Origin of the sequence: Flavobacterium notoginsengisoli (assembly GCF_014207905.1) — a bacterium.
Lineage (GTDB): Bacteria > Bacteroidota > Bacteroidia > Flavobacteriales > Flavobacteriaceae > Flavobacterium > Flavobacterium notoginsengisoli_A.
Genome location: NZ_JACHLB010000001.1, coordinates 837544 through 857308, shown reverse-complemented (window position 1 = coordinate 857308; position 19765 = coordinate 837544). Strand labels below are relative to the sequence as shown.

At 33.3% G+C, this 19765-nt stretch carries 14 protein-coding genes; 6 read left to right on the top strand and 8 right to left on the bottom strand.

Annotated features, from left to right (window positions below):
- The first annotated feature begins 12 nt into the window (after positions 1–12).
- Positions 13–1254, top strand: a complete 1242-nt coding sequence (locus HNP35_RS03650; RefSeq protein WP_184158364.1) for an MFS transporter — start codon at positions 13–15, stop codon at positions 1252–1254.
- Positions 1255–1422: 168 nt separating this feature from the next.
- Here HNP35_RS03650 and HNP35_RS03645 read toward each other — a convergent pair whose 3' ends face one another.
- From HNP35_RS03645 to HNP35_RS03620, 6 genes are all read right to left on the bottom strand, one after another.
- Positions 1423–2451 (bottom strand): asparaginase, encoded by a 1029-nt coding sequence (locus HNP35_RS03645; RefSeq protein WP_184158366.1) that lies wholly within the window; start codon positions 2449–2451, stop codon positions 1423–1425.
- A complete protein-coding gene (locus HNP35_RS03640; protein WP_184158368.1) occupies positions 2441–3577 on the bottom strand; it encodes a 1-acyl-sn-glycerol-3-phosphate acyltransferase in 1137 nt (378 codons plus the stop codon). Before HNP35_RS03640 ends, HNP35_RS03645 begins: the two co-directional genes overlap by 11 nt.
- Positions 3578–3640: 63 nt before the next feature.
- Positions 3641–4420, bottom strand: a complete 780-nt coding sequence (locus HNP35_RS03635; RefSeq protein ID WP_184158370.1) for a TatD family hydrolase — start codon at positions 4418–4420, stop codon at positions 3641–3643.
- A gap of 292 nt (positions 4421–4712) precedes the next feature.
- Positions 4713–6362, bottom strand: coding sequence for a S41 family peptidase (locus HNP35_RS03630; RefSeq protein WP_184158372.1), 1650 nt, complete (start codon positions 6360–6362; stop codon positions 4713–4715).
- Positions 6363–6492: 130 nt separating this feature from the next.
- Positions 6493–7218 (bottom strand): tetratricopeptide repeat protein, encoded by a 726-nt coding sequence (locus HNP35_RS03625; RefSeq protein ID WP_184158374.1) that lies wholly within the window; start codon positions 7216–7218, stop codon positions 6493–6495.
- A 2-nt stretch (positions 7219–7220) separates the two neighbouring features.
- Positions 7221–7805, bottom strand: a complete 585-nt coding sequence (locus HNP35_RS03620) for an RNA polymerase sigma factor (protein ID WP_184158376.1) — start codon at positions 7803–7805, stop codon at positions 7221–7223.
- A gap of 130 nt (positions 7806–7935) precedes the next feature.
- Between HNP35_RS03620 and HNP35_RS03615 the strand changes: the two genes are divergently transcribed.
- From HNP35_RS03615 to HNP35_RS03595, 5 genes are all read left to right on the top strand, one after another.
- Positions 7936–8235, top strand: coding sequence for a hypothetical protein (locus HNP35_RS03615; RefSeq protein WP_184158378.1), 300 nt, complete (start codon positions 7936–7938; stop codon positions 8233–8235).
- A 191-nt stretch (positions 8236–8426) separates the two neighbouring features.
- Complete coding sequence (locus HNP35_RS03610) at positions 8427–9398, top strand: hypothetical protein (RefSeq protein WP_184158380.1); 972 nt, start codon at positions 8427–8429, stop codon at positions 9396–9398.
- 112 nt (positions 9399–9510) lie between these two features.
- Positions 9511–11463, top strand: coding sequence for a PKD domain-containing protein (locus tag HNP35_RS03605; protein WP_184158382.1), 1953 nt, complete (start codon positions 9511–9513; stop codon positions 11461–11463).
- 151 nt (positions 11464–11614) lie between these two features.
- Entirely contained in the window at positions 11615–14254 is a 2640-nt protein-coding gene (locus HNP35_RS03600; RefSeq protein ID WP_184158384.1) for a CHAT domain-containing protein, read from the top strand.
- Complete coding sequence (locus tag HNP35_RS03595; RefSeq protein ID WP_184158386.1) at positions 14214–14651, top strand: retropepsin-like aspartic protease; 438 nt, start codon at positions 14214–14216, stop codon at positions 14649–14651. Before HNP35_RS03600 ends, HNP35_RS03595 begins: the two co-directional genes overlap by 41 nt.
- A gap of 297 nt (positions 14652–14948) precedes the next feature.
- Here HNP35_RS03595 and HNP35_RS03590 read toward each other — a convergent pair whose 3' ends face one another.
- On the bottom strand, positions 14949–16199 hold the full coding sequence (locus HNP35_RS03590) for a TCR/Tet family MFS transporter (protein ID WP_184158388.1): 1251 nt from the start codon (positions 16197–16199) through the stop codon (positions 14949–14951).
- A gap of 323 nt (positions 16200–16522) precedes the next feature.
- Entirely contained in the window at positions 16523–19699 is a 3177-nt protein-coding gene (locus tag HNP35_RS03585; RefSeq protein WP_184158390.1) for an efflux RND transporter permease subunit, read from the bottom strand.
- Positions 19700–19765: the final 66 nt, after the last annotated feature.

Sequence of the window (19765 nt, the reverse complement as noted above, 5' to 3'; positions counted from 1 at the left end):
ATAATTAAGATCATGTTTAAAGCCTTAAAATCTAAAAATTTCAAATTGTTCTTTTACGGACAATCTGTTTCAGTTATTGGTACTTGGATGCAGAAAACAGCCGTGAGCTGGATGGTATACAGTATAACGGGATCTGTTTTTTTATTGGGATTGGCTACTTTTTTAAGTATGATTCCGTCTTTGTTTTTAGCGCCTTTAGCAGGAAGTATTATTGGACGTTATGACAGACATAAAACGCTAATTTTTTTACAATCTCTTGCGATGCTTCAGGCAGGAACTTTAGCTTTGCTGATTTACTTTAAAATATACAATATCAATTTTATTTTGGCTTTGAGTCTTATTCAAGGAATTATTAATGCTTTTGATATGACTTGCCGCCAGACCATGATGATTGATATTGTCGATAATAAAGACGATCTTCCAAATGCAGTTGCGCTGAATTCAACAATGAACAATTTTGCTCGTATCGCCGGTCCTGCACTTGCGGGAATTATTCTGCACGAATACGGAGAAGACATTTGTTTTATTGGAAATTTCATGAGTTACATTCCAGTTTTAATTTCATTATTGCTTATGAAATTAACTCCGCATATTAAAGCCGAAAACAAACTTAATATGCTCGACGACCTTTTAGAAGGTTTGGAATATGTAAAAAAAGAGACCGAAATGGCAAGAATGCTTATGATGCTTACTTGCAGTAGTTTATTTGTTATTTCCTTCAATACTTTAATGCCAGTTTTTGCAAAAGATATTTTTAGCGGAAATGCCGAAACCTTCAGTTGGTTCGAAAGTGCCGCCGGAATTGGTTCCGTTTTATCTGCTGTTTATTTAGCCAATCTAAAATCTGCAGAAAACATGAGTAAATTAATGATTGCTGCTAGTTTGCTTCTTGGTTTCAGCGTAATTATTTTAGCCGTTTCAAACAGTATCACTATTGCTCTTATCTGTATGACTTTGAGCGGAATCGGAATGATGGGCCAAACTTCATCTATCAATATCTACATTCAGACACACAGTTCTGTCAATATGCGTTCTAGAAGTATCAGCTATTTTATGATGGCGTATCAAGGAATGATTCCTGTTGGAAGTTTAATTATTGGCTATGTTTCTCATTCGCTTGGCGTAAGAGCTACAGTTGCTATTCAGGGAATTATTTGTATTCTTTCGGTTTTGGTTTATGTGTATTACAAAAAACATAAAGAAACTGAAGAATTGGAAAGCTGTCCAGTTACTTATAGAAATTCTAATAATTAAAAGGAAATTCAAATATTAAAAATTAAAAATTCCAAATTCCAATTATCTACAATCTTGTCATTTTATGACAATCATACGTGTACAACTTTGTCAAAGTTTAAAACTTCGACAAAGTTCTTAGCCACAAAGTTTTTTGGAATTTGGAATTTTAATATTGGAATTTTATTTTTAAGAAATTTCCCCTCTAAGAGCAGTTTCAAAAATATCTTTAAACTCGTTTTGCGAAATATTATGCCCAAGCAAATACATCAATTTTGTAATCGCTGCTTCTGTAGTAATATCTTTTCCTGAGATAACTCCAAGAGATTTTAAAGCCGTACTGGTTTCATATTGTCCCATATTTACACTTCCGCCTGAACATTGTGTTACGTTTACAATGTGCATTCCAGATTTGATGGCTTTTTCGATTAAGTTTAAAAACCAATCTTCGGTTGGGGCATTTCCAGAACCGTAGGTTTCTAGAACAATTCCTCTTAAACCTTTAGTTTCGAGAATTGATGCCAAAACAATTTCGCTCATTCCAGGAAACATTTTGATAATCGCAACATGATTATCTAAGTTTTTATGAACGATGAGTTTTGAATCTTTATTTATCGGAAGAAATAAATGTTTATTTAATTTTAAATGAACACCAGATTCTACCAATTCAGGATAATTTGGTGCTGTAAAAGCTCTAAAGTGTTCCGCATTTACTTTAGAAGTTCGGTTACCGCGGTATAATTTGTATTCAAAATACAAGCAAACTTCTGTAATAACTGGTTTTCCGTTTTCTAAAAGTGAAGCAATCTGAATTGCTGTGATCAGGTTTTCTTTTGCATCTGTTCGTAAATCTCCAATTGGCAATTGTGAGCCTGTAAACACAACTGGTTTTGCTAAATTCTCAAGCATAAAACTCAATGCAGAAGCAGAATACGACATAGTATCTGAGCCGTGAAGAACCACAAATCCATCAAAAGAAGCGTAATTTTCCTCAATAATCGTGGCGATTTTTGTCCACATCTGAGGATTCATATTAGAAGAATCAATTGGATGTTCGAATGAAATAGATTCAATTTCGCAGTCCAATTGCTTAATTTCTGGAATTTTCTGAATTAATTTACCAAAATTGAACGCTTTAAGCGCGCCCGTTTCAAAGTCTTTGCTCATACCGATAGTTCCTCCGGTATAAATCAGAAGTATTTTAGCTTTAGATGACATCTTGGTATTTTAATTTATTGACAACCGGATTGGCATACATAGCCAAGAATCCTTGTCTTGTAATAGGATTATCGCTTCCTATTCTCATTTCTAAACGACGTTCAAAAAGTGATTTCTCGCTTTCTTTATACTTATCAGCAAATCGATTTGTTTCGTTTAAAATATCGTAAGCAATAAAATTAGTTGGCCACAATTGGTAGTTCTTCAAAATAACGTCATCAATTGTTTGCGCCAAAGCCTGAACTTGTTTGTTTACATTATCATTTTCTGCCACAATCTGATCGATTTCTGTGTCTAAAACATCCCCAACAGAAATATGGATTCTTTTTTTAGTTCCCATGATACCACTCAAAATGGTCATGAAATCTTCATTTTTATCTTTTACGTAAACTTCGTTGTTGGCTTCTGCCATTAATTGTGGCATTTTCAAAACGTCAGTTGGATCGTATTCGTAAGAAATAGAAACCGGAACGATTTTTAATTTCTTAAAATAATCCATTAGATTTTCTTCATCAGAACCCATTCCAATCATTTTTAAAACGCCTGGATTGGTTTCGTCGTTTCCATCTTTTGTTCTTCCTTCCCTTTGTGCAATCCAAACCGAACGATTTTCGCGAAGCAATAATTGCCCCATATATTCAGAAAGAAGTTTAGAACTTTGAAGCATTTCGCGAGGTGTTAAACCTCTTAAAACCAAAAAGTTTCTATTTAGCTTTGCTAGTGTTGCTAAGAAGGCTTTTTTAACCAAATTATCACCAATTGCCGAAGCTGTCATTACTAAACCATGTTCGAACAAACATACATTTAATAATGTTGTATCTAAAAGAATATCTCTATGATTCGAGATAAACAAATAGGAAGTATTTGGTTCTAGTTTTTCAAAACCTGAAGTTGTTAATCCTTCTGAGCTTTTTTCTAAAACTTTTTGGATTGTATTATAAATAAAATTGCATTGAAAATCACGAATAGAATGTGTTTTCTTCAATTGTTCCTTCCAAACCTCATCTTCTACTTCCGGAAAAGTAAAGTTCATCATGGTTTTCATCATAGGATGATTTACAACATCATGAAGGGCTTCATTTATTTCGGAATCATAAAACGGTCGAATGGCATCAAATCTCTGCATTATTTATTTGGGTTTAAGTGGGCAAAAGAACAAAAAAAAAATTAAAGTTTTGTAAGGCTAGGGTTAAATCCCAAAAACGTCCTTTGAATTCTGTGTTGTTATTTCCGCAATTTCTTCTGCAGAAACACCATAAATATCGCTTAATTTAGCTATTACATTGACTAAATAACTGCTTTCATTTCGTTTTCCTCTATACGGAATTGGTGCTAAATAAGGAGAATCTGTCTCCAAAACGATATGTTTCAAATCAATTTGATTTAAAAACTGATCAATTTTTCCGTTTTTGAAAGTTACAACACCGCCAATTCCTAATTTCATATTATAGGAAATCGCTTGTAATGCTTGTTCTAAAGTTCCTGAAAAACAATGAAAAATCCCAAACAAATCTTCGGATTTTTCTTCTTCTAAAACTTCAAAGATTTCATCAAAAGCTTCTCTGCAATGAATTACAATTGGCAATTTGTATTGTTTTGCTAGCTGAATTTGCCTTTTAAAAGCAATTTGCTGTTCTTTTAAATGCGTTTTATCCCAATACAAATCGATTCCGATTTCGCCAACAGCGTAGAATTTTCTCTTTGCCAATTCGTTTTCAACATGCGCCAATTCTTCCAGATAATTATCTTTCACGTAAGTGGGATGTAAACCCATCATTAAAAAGACATTTTCGGGATAATTTTTCTCTAAATCGTACATAGATTGCGTCGCTGCGGCATCTATTGCAGGAATAAAAAAACGGGTAATTCCGGCATTAATAGCGCGCTGTATCATTTCATCACGATCCTGATCAAATTCTTCAGAATATAAGTGCGTGTGGGTATCGGTAATAATTGGTGTTGAATTCAATGGTATAATTTTAAAGCTGTCAAAATTACGACAATATTAAAAGAATACCAATTTTGTAGAGATTACGGGACGCAGATATAACCGATTTTTATTTTTATTTGATCTCTAAAAAAGAAAAAACCTTTGTCAAAGTTTCAAACTTTCACAAAGGTCAACAAATTAAAAACTAAATTTTTACCCTCTTGAGGAACGAAGAACCTCACAAGTAGCTTCGCAAAGAAAACCCCCATTTTTTCCGCAAATTAACTAGTGTGATCCTTCGTTCCCCAATTTGATAAATTTGAACTAATAATTATTTACCTGTTTCTATAAATAATAAAGCACGATCTAAAACCTCATCTTTTCCTTCCTGAATGCCTTTTATAGTTGGTTTTATTTCTATATCAGGAATAATGCCAATTCTTTGTGTTTCGCGTCCATCTGGATAATAAACGCCAATTCCTGAAAATCCTGTATGAAATCCTTGAAAATCAAATTCAAAAACATTTCCGTCTGTTCCGGCAGTTTGACTTCCTATAATTGTTGTATTGCCAGCCGTTTGAAAACTCATTGCCGTCCATTCTGACTGGCTGAAAGAATCTTCATTAACCAATACGACTACTTTACCTTTGTAATTATTTTTATTATCAAATCCAGCTTTTACTCCTTCTTTCCATTCATATTTTCCCGGATAATTTAAATATGGATAGGTATAAATAGCGAATTTCTTTTCTTCTGGATTTATGAAATCTGAAATCTCCTTCCAAGTATTCTGAGGATAATTTCTCATATCAAAAACAATGGCTTTTGTTTCTTTTAAAGACGCAATCATATTCGGAATATTTCTTTGTTTTATAACTCCCATATCAACATAACCGATATTATTATCTAGAAGCTTAAATTTGTCTTTCTTTTTCTGAGCTCCTTTTTTAAATTCATTTCGGTGGGAATCATGATAATTAAACCAAACCATTTGTTTTGTTTCGTATTTTCCGTCTTTTAAAAATTCTACTTTTACATTTTCAGAATATGAGGTAAGAATAGGGTTTACGACCTTATTTAAATAAGACGCCTCATTTGAAGCGCTTACCAAACTTCTGCTTTCTTCAATATAATCTTTGATCGATTTATCATTTATTTTGGTAATAACATTTCCTATTTTAATGTCGTATGCGTCTGCCAGACTATCACCTAAAATCTCTGTAACAACAAGTTTTTCATCTATTATTTTGCCCGTTGCCGGAAAATAATGCTTCGCTGGTGACGGTAAACTTAACGATGGATAAATATGAAACATAACATGGCCGTCATTTAACTGAGTTGACATTTTTTTCATTGCTAATAAAAATTCATCCATATTTTTGGCAATAGAAATAGAGGGTAAAGATTCTTCTAAAGTCTTATTCCAATTTTGATTCATTTTATATTTATAAGGAAAAAAATATTCGATGACATTCCAATACGTAAATAGCATTAAGATTCTTGAATCTTTAGCATCATAATTAAGGTCAAAATAGTTTTTGTGATTTTTAAAACCATCAAAATCAGGCCCGAATTCTTCGGTAGTTTGAAATCTGTTTTCTTCAATAAATTTTAATTTCTTTGAAAGTCTTTTAGAGAACAACTTATCATTAAACCAGCTTAAATCGAAATTTTTATCAAAATACTTTACATCTTTTGAAACCGTAATTGGCGCAATTTCTTTTACTGGACCAAGTTCATCGATCCAATTTTCTAAGATTAAAGAGAACTCTTCTTTGGTTTGTGCTTTTTCTATTTTAGGTAATTTCTCCAAAAGCTGATCGTCCCAATTGACTTTACCTCCAGCAACTTCTGGGTGATAATATTTCAAAAATCCCCAAACCTTGCAAGTTGACGCAAGCTTTTCTGTTTCAGTTATTTTAGGAGCACTAAAAATAACTTGAGACAGAAAAATAAGAATTAATAAAATAACTTTTTGCATCAGTCGATTGAGTTAAGTTTAAATTGTTTTTGGGGCAATTCTTATAAAAATAAAATCGAATTTAGAACTAAAATTCCAAATTCGATTGAGGTTTTCCACAATGGGATAAAATTTTTTTATTTTTTAAGATTTATTCCAATTCTTCTAGTAAATGTTCTACTTCATCATAATCTTCATAATCCTGAGAAATAGTCTGCAAAATCTCCTTGCATTCTTTGTATTTCCCCTGTTTTAATTTAGATAAAGCCAGATTCCATTTTGCTTTTTCTTTGAAGACAGAATTTCCAGATTCTAATTCTTTAAAAATCGTTTCGGCTTTTACATATTTACTTACTTGCAATAATGAAACTCCGTAGAAATATTTAATTTCTGGTGAATTATTTTCTTTTAAAATGCTTTCAAAAAGCGGAATTGCCTTTTCATATCTTTTTCCATTAAAATCATTTTCTGCTTTTTTCAATGTTTCTTCAGAAACACTTCTTTCTGTAAAATAGGCACTTTCTGGATGATTGTAATCTTCAAAATTTGGATAATGGTTATAATCAAAGAAAAACAATCCGAACATAATGGTAACAGAAGCTGCTGCGGCAAAATACCATGGTTTAAGCGAAACGACTTTGGTTTTCTTTTTATTGAAATACTTATCAGAAATTCGAGTCAGATTTTCAGTAAAAATTTCTCTTTCTGCTTCTTTTCCGAATTTATTATCTAGTTGAAAATGCATTTCTTTAAAACTCTCAAATGCCGATGCCAATGTTGGATCTTCAGATAATTGTTTCTCAAAATTGTTTTTTTCATCAACGGTCAGTTCGCCTTGAAGATACTGGTCAAATAATATATAGCGTTCTTCGTTCATGACTAATTGTTTTTTAAAGAGTTAAAATTTTTCGCTTCCTGAATCCACTCTGTCAGCTGTCCTACGCATAACGATTTCTTTTTTCGAACATAACCGTAAGTCACATTGAGTTTTTCGGCCACTTCTTCCATCGATTTTAATGTAAAACTGAGTTTTAAAACTTCCTGGCATTTTTCTCCCAATTTCTGAAACATAGAATCAAAAAGTTTCTGTTTTTCATCAAATTCTTCGGCTTGTGCAATCAGTTCGTGGGCAGATTCATTAATAGATACTACATTCTCATAAATTGTTACCCCTTTATTAGATGATTTTTTTAATTCGTTTAACCAGCGTCTTTTACACAAAAGAAAAAAGTACGCATCAAACGGGCAAGTTAATTGTAGTTTATTGGCTTTCGCCTGATTAAAAAGCAAGATCAAGACTTCTTGAATCACATCTTGCGCCTGATCTTTATCTCCCGAATTATTGGTTATAAAAAGAACTGCTTTTGGAGCAAATTTCTTGTAGATCATCTCAATAACAACCGAGTCGTTTGCGGCAAGTCCGTCGATATATTTTTGATCAGGATGAATTTTATTTTGACTCATAAAAAGACATTTTACAGCTAATTTAAAAAAAGTATCTCAAAAAATTTCAAAAACGAAGGGTAACAATATTGCAATCAATTGTATCTATCAAAATAAAAGTCTTTTAAAAACTCATAAAAAATTAAAAGAAATGAAAAGTTATTCCTTAACCAACGAAAAAAATCTTGACCGATTTTACGAAATAATCGCCGCTAAAACCCGAAATGGTTTTGTTGTTACAGAACATAATGAGAAACTGCCATATGTGGTTTTATCTAAAGAAAAAAAAGAACTCAACCATGCACTGCATTTATTCATCAGTTTAATGACTTTAGGTTTTTGGGTTATTGTCTGGATCTATCTGATTCTAAATTTCTCTCGTAAAAAAGACATTTTAGTTGCCGTTGATGAAGACGGAAATTTATTTGAAGACAAATGTCTTTCGGCTTAAATAAAAAAATCCAAAAACATGGGTAACAAATTTTTTACCCAATTGATATAACGATATAAAAGCCTTTAAAAATATTTTTTGAAAACAGGGGTAACAAAGTAAAACCCAAATTGATTTAACTATATAATTAATAACCAAATCTGAAAAACTACTTGAAAACAATCAAGCCAGATTTATAAAAACTAGAAATTATGAAAACAAATTTTAAAAAAATCGGACTTTTAATATTAGCAATGACAACTTTCGCAAGCTGTGATAATACAGATGGAGATGATATTAAACTTTCTCCTCCAACAGCAGCCGCTTTTAAAAGCATTAGTGAAAAAGGTGTAAAAAGAAATACTCAAAATTTTACAATGACTGCCGGAAACGGTGTAGTTACGCTAACATCAGCAAAGGGTGTAAAGCTTTACATTAACGGAGATTGTTTAACAAAAAATGGAAATGCAGTAACAGGTCAAGTTGATATTGAATTTATTGAGCTTTTTGACAAAGGAAATATGTTAGTTACTAACAAACCAACAATGGGAATTATGCCCGACGGAAAGAAAAACTTATTGATTTCGGGTGGTGAATTCTTCATCAAAGCAACTCAGGGGGGAGTCGAATTAAAAACATCGTGTTCGTTAAGCATGATTGTTCCAACTGCATTAACAGACGGTTACGATAATTTAATGACTTTATGGACTGGAGTTATTGATGAAGATGGTGAATTGGCTTGGAAAGATGCCAGAGGCGCAGACGGAAAAGGTGGCGTTCAAGGCGAAGGAAACAATTATTATGTAACTTTTGGAAATTTTGGCTGGACAAACGTAGACCGTTTTTACAGCGATCCAAGACCAAAAACAACAATCTTAGTTGATGTTCCTGAAGGTTATAATAACACTAACAGCGCCGTTTATCTTTCTTATGATGGCGAAGGAACAAATGCATTGGCAAAATTGGACACTTATACTGCCGAAGGATTATTTAGCGAACACTACGGTCAGATTCCGGTTGGTCTTGCTTGCCACATTATTTTCGCAACAGAAGACAATGGCAACTGGAGATATGCAATAAAAGGAGTAACAACGACTGCAAATGCTGTTTACACCTTTACTTTAGCCGAAACAACAGTCGGTACCGAAGCTCAATTGGTTGCTGCAATTAATGCCATTCAGTAACTTACAAATGCTTTTTTTAAGAAGAAGTGATGATTTTCTCATCACTTCTTTTTACATTTAATCACGTTTTAAATTGATTTTGATCATTTTAGAATCCCAAAACTATCTAGTTATGAAACCACAACTGTCTATTTTCTTTATTTTATTCAGCATCTGCGCTATTGGACAAACCAAAGTAAAAGACACCATAACCCGAAGAGCCAATATTAGTTTTATTCAAAACGGAAATCAGGTTTCTTATAAACCAGAAACACCGCCTTTGATTCCGATTGCGGGTGCGCCAAAACCAAGTTATTCTTATTTATGGGAATTGGGCGATGGTCATTACAGCAAAGAAGCCGAACCAAAACATGTTTATAAAAACAAGGGAACTTATACCACAAGACTTGCCGTAACGAATAATTACGACAATGGAAAACCACCTGCAACACGTCCGAAAAAAGTGGCTGTAAATGACATTACAGATAACAATTATAAAGACATTGCTTCGATTGCAGATCAGAATGGCTTTGCTATTATTAAGAACTGTGATCCGATTCCAGAACAGGAAATGGTAGTCGTAGTGGGTTATCAAAATCTGGAAAATTATGTTTCGAGCGGAAAGCTTTATTTGTTTTATAATGAAAAGCAATTCAAACACAACAATTTCGAATTGAGCGATTTCAGAACTTATGCAGGAGAACGCGAAGTAAAAGAAAATTTGGTCGCTTCCGTTGATGATCTTAATGATTCGAATAATTTTCTAGCTTCCGCCGAAGGGAATTTCAAAACCAAAAAATATAGAAATACAACAACCGAAGAAGATTTAGACGCATCGCTTTTAGATGCCCATAAAACCTATCATAATGTTTCTGTTTTAGAATTTGATGATGCCAATCCCGGCGAAACTCGAAATGTTTTTTACACTTTCAAAACCACTCCAGAAATGATTAAAGATACTAGTGCAACAGTTACGATGCGCGGTATTTTTGTTCCAAATAGAAGTTATAAAAACCATAAAGTAAAAAATCTGGAAATGGAAATTGTAACTTCTCACGATCCGAACAAAATGGGATCTAATGGAAGATTTATGAATTATAGATTGGTTCGCTTTAAAAGAGTGAATTTTAAAACACGTTTTCAAAATAATGGTGAAGGTCCGGCACGAAAAATTCGTTTAGAAACCGATGTTCCTGATATGTTCGACAAAAAGACTTTCCAAATTGAAAGCATGTATCCAGAATGTCCAATTTGTCCAAAAGGCGAAGAACCAACGGTAAGTTGTCTCGATACAATTATCAAACAGAAACAGATTATTTTTACGTTCAAAAATATTTATCTTCCTGGAAGTGAACAGAAAAATGTTCATGAAAAAGATTCTACAAAAGGTTTTGTAAAATATTCGATGAAGTTTGGCGAAGACTTTCATAAAGTAAAAACCAAAAGCCGAACTGCCATTATTTTTGATAAAAATGAACCAATAATTACCAATTATGCCACAACTCGATTTATGCCTGGAATTTCTATTGGCGCAAAAGCGGGTTATAACTTTTATCCAGATTTAGATAAATCGACGAGTTATTTTGTGGGAGCAACGCTTTCGCCTTTTAAATCGTATCGTTTTTATTGGCAGGTAGAATGGGTAAATGCTTTAAATCAATACAACAGCGATGTAAATGTTACGGATGCATTTAATACCAACGCCAACGGAACAAGGCAGTTGGTTCGCACCACAACTTCGACCGAAAATAAAAATATCAATTGGGAAGTTCCGGTTTTAATTCGATATAACATCAATAATTATATTGGAGTTGGCGCTGGAATTCAGGCGAATGTGAATGTTTCTTCAGAACAAAATCAGACGATTAAAATAGATACTTACGAAGGCGATAAAGAGAACTTTTTGATTAGTTCGGAAACTAGTTCAAATAAAATAAAAAACAGTTTTACGGATGTTAAAATAGGTCTTTTATTGGATTTGACAGCTGGTTTTGCCAGAATTGGTCCGAGTTTGGGCGCTCGTTATGTGATTAATTTTGAACAGAATTTTAATTATTTTCAGGTTTATGGAATTTGGAAGTTTTAGTTTTTTTTCACCATATAAGTAATGTAAGTTCATATTACCTACATTGTCTTATGTAATACAACTGTCATCCTGAGCGGAGTCGAAGGCTTTGTCACGAAAAAGGTCTTCGACTTCGCTCAGACTGACACTATATAGATAATCTTATTTGCGTATGAAATATTATCAACTGTATATTTTAATCTTTCTTTTTCTGAGCCTGAATGTTTTCGGGCAAAGTCAGGAAGATAAAATATATAATGCTGTCGATATTTTTACCGCAAATCCTTCCGCGAAAGCGTTACAAAATCTCAAAAACATTGAAAGTGATTTTTGGAAAAGCGCAAAACCAAAAACTAAAGACGAATTATTAGCGATTGTTATTTTAAACTGCAATAAAGCGTATTATGAAAATCAGTTTGGACAAACTCAAAATGCGATTTCTAGTTATGAAAAAGCTTGGCAGATTTATCAGAAAAACAAACTTTCTAATTATGATATAATTGAATTTTGCCTAAAACCTTTAGGCAATTTATATACTGTTTTAGGTGATTATGACAGCGCGGAAAATACTATAAAACAGTATTTTTTTATTGCTAATCAGGAAAAAAATGAAGAGCAAAAAATAGCAGCGATTTTGAATTTATCGAATGTGTATCAAAATACAGGGCGGATTATTGAAGCCATTTCGCTTTTAGAAAACACTTTAAAAACAGAAAAACTATCAAACTCTCAGAAAGGGATTTTACTGAATAATTTAGGCAATAATTATTTGCTTTTTAAAGGAAATCTGATGACCCAGGAGCTTTATAAAAAAGCTGAAAACGCCTTTAAAACTGCTGTAAAATATTTGGAAAACGATAAAGATCATTTGGAAAATTTATCCAATTCTTATCGAAATCTTGCAAATGTAAGCCGACAAACACACCGATTTAAAATTGCCGATTCTTATTTCGAAAAAGCAACAGAACTCTTCCTTAAAATTCCAAATCAGCAACCAAGAAAAATTGCCAAACTGTATTATGAAAAAGCATTATTGCTTTTTGATGAAAAAAAATATGCTGAAAGCACCCAGCAAACCACTAGAGCTTTTAAAATTTTAATTCCGAGTTATGTTTCCGAAAACATTCTTCCAACTGAAAATGAATTATATGCAGAAACTGTTTTAATGGATATTTTGGATTTACAAGCGGCAATTTTTGCCAACCAAAACCAACTTAAAAAAGCACTTGAAGGTTATAAACTTTCTTTTCATATTGAAAACTTATTGATGAGCGGTTTAGTATATGAAAACTCTAAAATCATTTCACAAATTCGTGCTAGAAATCGTACTGAAAAGTGTCTCTCGATTTATGACAAATTGTATAAAAAGGAAAATAAAATTCAATATTTAGAAGAAGCTTTTCAATTGGCAGAAAAAACAAAATCGGGAATTTTAAAGCGTCATCTTTCAAATATCAAAACAGCTTCTGCAGAAGAAAAACAGCTTTTGCAAGAATTTCAAAATGCCAATAATTCGATTTTAAAAGAACAGCAAAAAGGGAGTTCGGCTAACATTTCAAACATAAATTCGGCTATAAAAAAGCAAAATGAATTGATGCTTTCATTAAAGAAAATTCAATCTGAAAATCCAAATTCAATTGCTGAGAATTTCAATTTTAAAGCAATCACTTCCAAGTTAGAAAAAGAGAAAGCCATTATGATTTATTATTTTATGGGTGCTGAATACCTATATTATTTCACCTTACAAAATAATCAAATTCAATTAAATCATTTTGACGTTACTGATGCTTCAATTCCCAGAATTTTGAGGTTTGTTGATTACTTCAGAACTGCAGATGCCATCACAAACGACATTGCGGGATATAATTATTATGGAAAAAACGTCTATGATTTATTAAAATTACCATCAAATTTAAACTATAAAAACCTCATCATTGTGCCTGACGGAATTTTGAGTTTTCTTCCTTTTGAGACTTTAATTACCCGAGAATCGAATACGACGAATTTTGCGAAAATGAATTATTTAATGAACGATTTTAAAATCGCATACAATACTTCGGCAAATATTTATCTGAATTCTAAACCTGTTTCCAGATCCAAAAAAACAGTTTTAGGTATTTTTCCAGTTTTCGAAAAAACACCTTTTGAATTGCGTTATTCGAAGAAAGAATTAGCATCTATACAGAGTAATTTTAAAGGGAAATATTTAGAAAATTCTCAAGCCAGTTTTTCAAATTTTAAAAACAATGCTGCCAGTTTTTCTATTTTACATTTGAGCACGCACGCTTCTTCTGGCGATATTGAAACTCCAGCGAGTATTAAGTTTTATGATCAGGAAATTCTGTATTCTGAATTGTATAATCTGCATATTAATCCAGATTTAGTGGTTTTGAGCGCTTGCGAAACTGGAATTGGAAAACTGTATAAAGCAGAAGGCGCAATGAGCGTTGCAAGAGGTTTTCAGTTTGCTGGTGCACAGAATCTATTGTTCTCTTTATGGAAAGTGAATGATTTTACGACTTCGGTTTTTATGTCCGATTTTTATAAAAATATTAAAAATGATGTTTCTTATTTTGAAGCCAATACAAATGCAAAACGAGATTATTTAAATGATAAATCGATTCCGAATGCTAAAAAATCTCCTTATTATTGGAGTTCTTTCGTTTATTACGGATCTATTGCTACAGAAGAAAAATCAGCAAATTATATCCCATATATTGTTAGTGTATTGATTGTAATTGGCTTATTTTTGGGATTCAATCAGTACAGAAATGGAAAATCTTCACGAGATTCTCAAAAAAGGGAATTATAAAAAAATAAAGTTCAAAATTACTAAAACACAGCATTTGCAGATTAAAGCCAAGATTAATGGCATTTCTGGAAATTTTATTTTAGACACCGGAGCATCCAACACTTGCATCGGATTTGAAAGCATTGAGCGTTTTGAATTATCGGCAAAAAACTCCAAAACAAAAGCTTCTGGCGCTGGCGCAACCGGAATGGCAACGCAGATTTCTTCTCAAAACAAACTTCAATTAGGAAGCTGGAAAAATAAAGATTTTAGTATCGTTATTTTTGATCTTTCGCATGTCAATGAAGCCTTAGAATCTTTTAAAGCCAAACCTGTTCATGGCATTATTGGTGCTGATGTTTTGTTGGAAGGAAAAGCGATTATTGATTATTTTAATCATTATTTGTACCTTAAATAGAAAAAATTCCAAATTCCAAATTCCAAATTCCAAATTCCAAATTCCAAATAATAAAAAATAGGTTTGTCTCACTTTTTAGACAAACCTATTTTTATGTAAAACTGCTCCAGCGGAGCAAAATATTTATAGAAATTTAATCATCGATATAAAGGAGCTCCAGCGGAGCGAAATAGTTTCGTTAAAAATATGTCGCTCCGCTGGAGCTTCGTAATTAATATTAATACGATTTCTATAAATATATCGCTTCTCCGAAGCTGACTATTGCTTGACCTATACCTCTGGAGTTTTTTTTAGTTTTTATATAGTTTCTTGATTATCAATTTCTGTTTTTGGCACTGAATGCTTTTTCAAAGAAAAATAAGCTACAACTGTACTCAACAACATTAAAGCTCCACCTAAAATAAATGGTGCTCCGGCAAACTTAAAAGGCGCATCGTTATGAGTAAAAAAGTAAAATGTATTCGCCATCATTGGCGGACCAATAATAGAAGAAGCGCTCATTAAACTAGTCAAAGTTCCTTGAATTTCTCCTTGCTCGGTTGGATCTACTTTACTTGCTACAACAGATTGTAAAGCTGGCCCTGCAATTCCGCCAAGACAATACGGAATTAAAAACACGAACATCATCCAGCTTTCTGTTGCAAAAGCAAATAATAGCATTCCGAGAGTGTATAAAGCCAAACCGATGTAAATGCTTTTTTCATTTCCTAATTTTGGATTGATGTAACGAATCAATCCTCCTTGCACAACGCCGACTAATAAACCAATGATTCCTAATGAAATTCCGATCATTCTTTCATCCCAATTGAATTGATAAATGGTAAAGAAACTCCAATTGCTTTGTACCGCGTGAGAGCCTACATACAAAAGAAATATCGCTGAGATTAAACCAATTAAAGTTGGATGTTTTCTCAAACCTAAAATTGCTCCTACAGGATTGGCACGTTTCCAATCAAAAGGTCTACGATTTTCTTTTTTAAGTGATTCAGGAAGAATGAAAAATCCGTAAAGAAAATTCAACATGCATAAAACTGCTGCGGCATAAAAAGGAACTCTAGCTCCGTATTGTCCTAATAAACCGCCAATAACTGGACCGATAATAAATCCTAGTCCAAAAGCCGCACCAATTAATCCGAAATTTTTTGCTCTGTTTTCTGGTGTACTCACGTCTGCAATATAAGCTGAAGCTGTCGTAATACTTGCACCAGTTATTCCTGCAATAATTCTTCCGATGAAAAGCCAAACGATTGTTGGCGAAAATGCCAATAAAATATAATCTAATGAAAATCCGAAAAGCGAAATTAAGATAATGGGTCTTCTCCCGAATTTATCACTCAAATTTCCAATTACTGGAGCAAATACAAACTGAGTTATCGCATAAGCGAAAGTTAACCAGCCTCCTATTTTTGCGGCTTCACTAATATCTCCGTGAATTAATTCTTCAATTAATTTTGGTACTACAGGAATAATAATTCCCCATCCTGTAATGTCAATTAACATGGTTATGAAAATAAAACCAATGGCTGCAGATTTATCTTTTTGTAACATAGTTATTTTAGTAAGGTGATGCAAATAAACATATTTTTCGATTAAGAATAAAAAAATCCCGAATCTCAAGGCTTAAATTCCAAAGTTCAAATTCCAAATTCCAATTGAAAGTGCTATTTTTTTCACGCAGATTTAAAAAAGATTTAAGCTAATGAACGCAGATCTTTTTCTAATTGAATCTGCTACAAATCTGTAAAATCTGCGTGAAATTTTTCTATTCGTAATCAAAAAAAAATCCCAAATTCCAATTGAAGGAATCTGGGATTTTTCATTTGGAAATTCTGAATTCGGGTTCAGAATTTCACTATCAAAAATTAAAACTATTAATGAGTGTGTTTTGGATTGAAACCGTCTTCGCTTAATTCTGTTGGCGTATAATCGGCAACCATTTCGGCTTCGTAATCGATTTTTTCTCCTTTAGAGAATTTTCTAATAATTTTCTCCATAATGTCATAGATCACAGGAACTACAATTAACGTAAGGAATAATGAAGAGATCAAACCTCCAATAATTACCCAAGCTAATCCGTTTTTCCATTCTGCTCCAGCTCCAGAAGCTAATGCAATTGGGAACATACCAAATACCATCGCAATTGTTGTCATCAAGATCGGACGTAAACGAGCGTGGTTTGCTTGAATCAAGGCATTTCTGATTGATTCTCCAGCTGCTCTTCGCTGATTCGTATAATCGACAAGCATGATCGCATTCTTACACACCAGACCAATCAACATGATGACCCCTAAAATGGTAAAGATGTTTAAAGTATTGTTGGTTAATGCCAGTGCAAATAAAACCCCAATGAACGAAAGCGGAATTGCGAACAATACAACAAACGGGTGAACGAAACTGTCATATAATCCAACCATTACAAGGTAAACCAAGATAATAGCGGCTAATAATGCGATTCCTAAAGTACCAAATCCTTCAGATTGGTTTTCTTGGTCACCACCCCAGATGTAATTAACTCCAACTGGTTTTTTCAATTTGTCTAATTTTGCCTGCCATTGTTGAACGATCGTTCCTGCTGGAACCCCAACGTTCTGACCTTGTACCGTTACAGAAGCTGTTTTATCTCTACGCTCCAATTTACTTGGTCCTGAACCTTCTGTAATTGTTGCGAATTGGTTTAATTTAATCTGCTGTCCTGCATTGTTAATGAAAATCAAGTTACTAACGTCTGTGATGTTTTTTCTATCAAATTCGTTGTATTTGATGTTGATATCATATTCGTATTCACCAGCTCTATATTTACCGTCAGTATTTCCGCTATAAGCAGTCTGCATAGTTAGACCAACTGTTTGAAGCGTTAATCCTAATGCAGCCATTTTATCTCTGTCAACTTGAACGTTAATCTCTGGGTTTCCGTCTTCAACTGTTAATTTAATCTCAGTTGTTCCAGGAATTGTACGTAATTCAGCTTCAGCTAATTTTGCAAATTGCATTGCACTTTCTACGTTCGGACCAGTTACAATCAAACCTAAAGTTGCATCTTCTGCTGTTCCTAAAATACCTACAGGAACTGTTTTTACTTTGGCACCAACTAGAATTTTCTCCAGTTTACGTTTTGTTTTTGCAGCGTAAACGTTGGCGTCATCTGTACGATCTTTTTGTTCGATCATTTTAACGTCAATCTCTGCTTTGTAAGCTGTAGCTTGAGCTGCTCCTAAACCTTCACTGGTTTGACCTACCGTTGTAATTTGGCTGAAAACATATTTTTCTCCTTTTAAGAATGCCTCAGCTTTTTGAGTCATAAAGTTAGTCTGCTCTAGCGAAGCATCTTTTGGCATCTCAATTTGTACTAAGAACTCACCACTATCAGATGATGCGAAGAATTCTCCTCCAATGTATCCACCTCCCATTAACCAGAAGATTGTTCCAAAAAACATTACTACAACTGCAACAATTGTTTTAATGTAGTGATCTAAACACCAGTTTAGTAAGTTAGATACCCAATCCGTAAAACGAGTTAAGTAGCTTTCGAATCCAAGAATAATTCTTCCGAAAAGATTTTTACCTTCAATGTGCTCTAATTTTCCAAAACGAGAAGACAACCATGGAATAATGGTAAATGAAGCCAATAATGAGAACATTGTTGAAATAATTACCGTAACACAGAATTGTGTAATAATGTTTGATACTAATCCGGTACTCATTGCAATTGGCAAGAACACTACCACAATTACTAATGTAATCGAAGTTACTGTAGCGCCAATTTCTGCAGTTCCGTCATAAGCGGCACGGATTCGGCTTTTACCCATCTCCATGTGTCGATAAATATTCTCTAGTACCACAATCGCGTCATCCACAAGAATACCAACCACAAGAGATAAACCAAGTAAAGACATTAAGTTAAGCGTATAACCTAATAAATAGATTCCGATAAATGTTGCAATTAAAGAAGCAGGAATAGATACCATTACGATTAATGAGTTTCTAATACTGTGCAAGAAGAACAACATTACAAATGCTACCAGAATAACCGCAATCAACAAGTCATGTACAACAGAATCTGCTGCTTCTAACGTAAATACAGTACTATCTTTTGCAACTTCCAATTTCAATTGAGCCGATTTATAATCGTTCTCTAATGTTTTGATTGTTTTAATCAACTGCTCACTTACCGCTACGGCATTGGCATCTGATTGTTTTACAATTTGAAGTACAATCGCACTTTTTTGATCTACACGCGCAATTTTCTCCGCGATTTTTTGTGTATCCTGAACGTCAGCAATATCTCCTAAACGAACTTGAATTCCGTTTTGAGAAGAAACCACCAAGTTTCTTAATTCTTCAACATTTTTATATTTACCCGCTAAACGGATTAAGATTTTTTGGTTACGAGTTTGAATATTTCCAGTAGGGAAATCCAAGTTTGAACTCAAAATAGTCTGTTGTACCTGAGGAACTGAAAGTCCGTAACCTTGCATTTTCACAGCGTCAAGATTTACTTGGATCTCACGCTCTTGACCACCAATAATGTTTACCTGAGCAACCCCTTGTACACGAGATAAGATCGGAGCAATCTTTTTATCGATCAAATCGTAGAAAGCTGCTTCGTCCATTTTACCATTCGCTCCAAGCGTCATAATTGGTAAATCACTCAAAGAGAATTTAGTCAAAGACGGCGGATCTGCGTCATCTGGCAAATCACTCAAAATGGCATTAATTTTACGCTGCGCATCGTTCATCGAAATATCAACATTTGCATTTGATGTTAATGTGATCGATACTACAGATAAACTCTCATAAGATTTTGAGTCAATTTTCTTGATATTTTCCAAAGATGCAATCGCATCCTCAATTTTCTTTGTAACGGTATTTTCAACCTCACTTGGAGAAGCTCCAGGATATACAGTAGAAACCGTAATTACGTTGGTTTCAAATTTTGGGATCAGCTCGTAGCCTAATTGGCTGTAACTGAACAATCCACCTAGTGTCAGAATTGTAAACAATACAATTACCAACGACGGACGTTTAATGGATATTTCGGCTAATTTCATTTTTTTTCGCTTTAGGCTTTAGGCTTTAGGCTATATGCTTTATGCTTCAGACAAAGTATGTCTAAT

Bases quoted from the DNA above. Each gene is read 5' to 3' on its own strand.
- HNP35_RS03610 (WP_184158380.1), top strand. From the start codon at position 8,427: ATGAAAACAAATTTTAAAAAAATCGGACTTTTAATATTAGCAATGACA.
- HNP35_RS03595 (WP_184158386.1), top strand. From the start codon at position 14,214: ATGGAAAATCTTCACGAGATTCTCAAAAAAGGGAATTATAAAAAAATA.
- HNP35_RS03585 (WP_184158390.1), bottom strand. From the start codon at position 19,699: ATGAAATTAGCCGAAATATCCATTAAACGTCCGTCGTTGGTAATTGTA.
- HNP35_RS03640 (WP_184158368.1), bottom strand. From the start codon at position 3,577: ATGCAGAGATTTGATGCCATTCGACCGTTTTATGATTCCGAAATAAAT.
- HNP35_RS03605 (WP_184158382.1), top strand. From the start codon at position 9,511: ATGAAACCACAACTGTCTATTTTCTTTATTTTATTCAGCATCTGCGCT.
- HNP35_RS03615 (WP_184158378.1), top strand. From the start codon at position 7,936: ATGAAAAGTTATTCCTTAACCAACGAAAAAAATCTTGACCGATTTTAC.
- HNP35_RS03600 (WP_184158384.1), top strand. From the start codon at position 11,615: ATGAAATATTATCAACTGTATATTTTAATCTTTCTTTTTCTGAGCCTG.
- HNP35_RS03630 (WP_184158372.1), bottom strand. From the start codon at position 6,362: ATGCAAAAAGTTATTTTATTAATTCTTATTTTTCTGTCTCAAGTTATT.
- HNP35_RS03645 (WP_184158366.1), bottom strand. From the start codon at position 2,451: ATGTCATCTAAAGCTAAAATACTTCTGATTTATACCGGAGGAACTATC.
- HNP35_RS03650 (WP_184158364.1), top strand. From the start codon at position 13: ATGTTTAAAGCCTTAAAATCTAAAAATTTCAAATTGTTCTTTTACGGA.
- HNP35_RS03590 (WP_184158388.1), bottom strand. From the start codon at position 16,199: ATGTTACAAAAAGATAAATCTGCAGCCATTGGTTTTATTTTCATAACC.
- HNP35_RS03620 (WP_184158376.1), bottom strand. From the start codon at position 7,805: ATGAGTCAAAATAAAATTCATCCTGATCAAAAATATATCGACGGACTT.
- HNP35_RS03625 (WP_184158374.1), bottom strand. From the start codon at position 7,218: ATGAACGAAGAACGCTATATATTATTTGACCAGTATCTTCAAGGCGAA.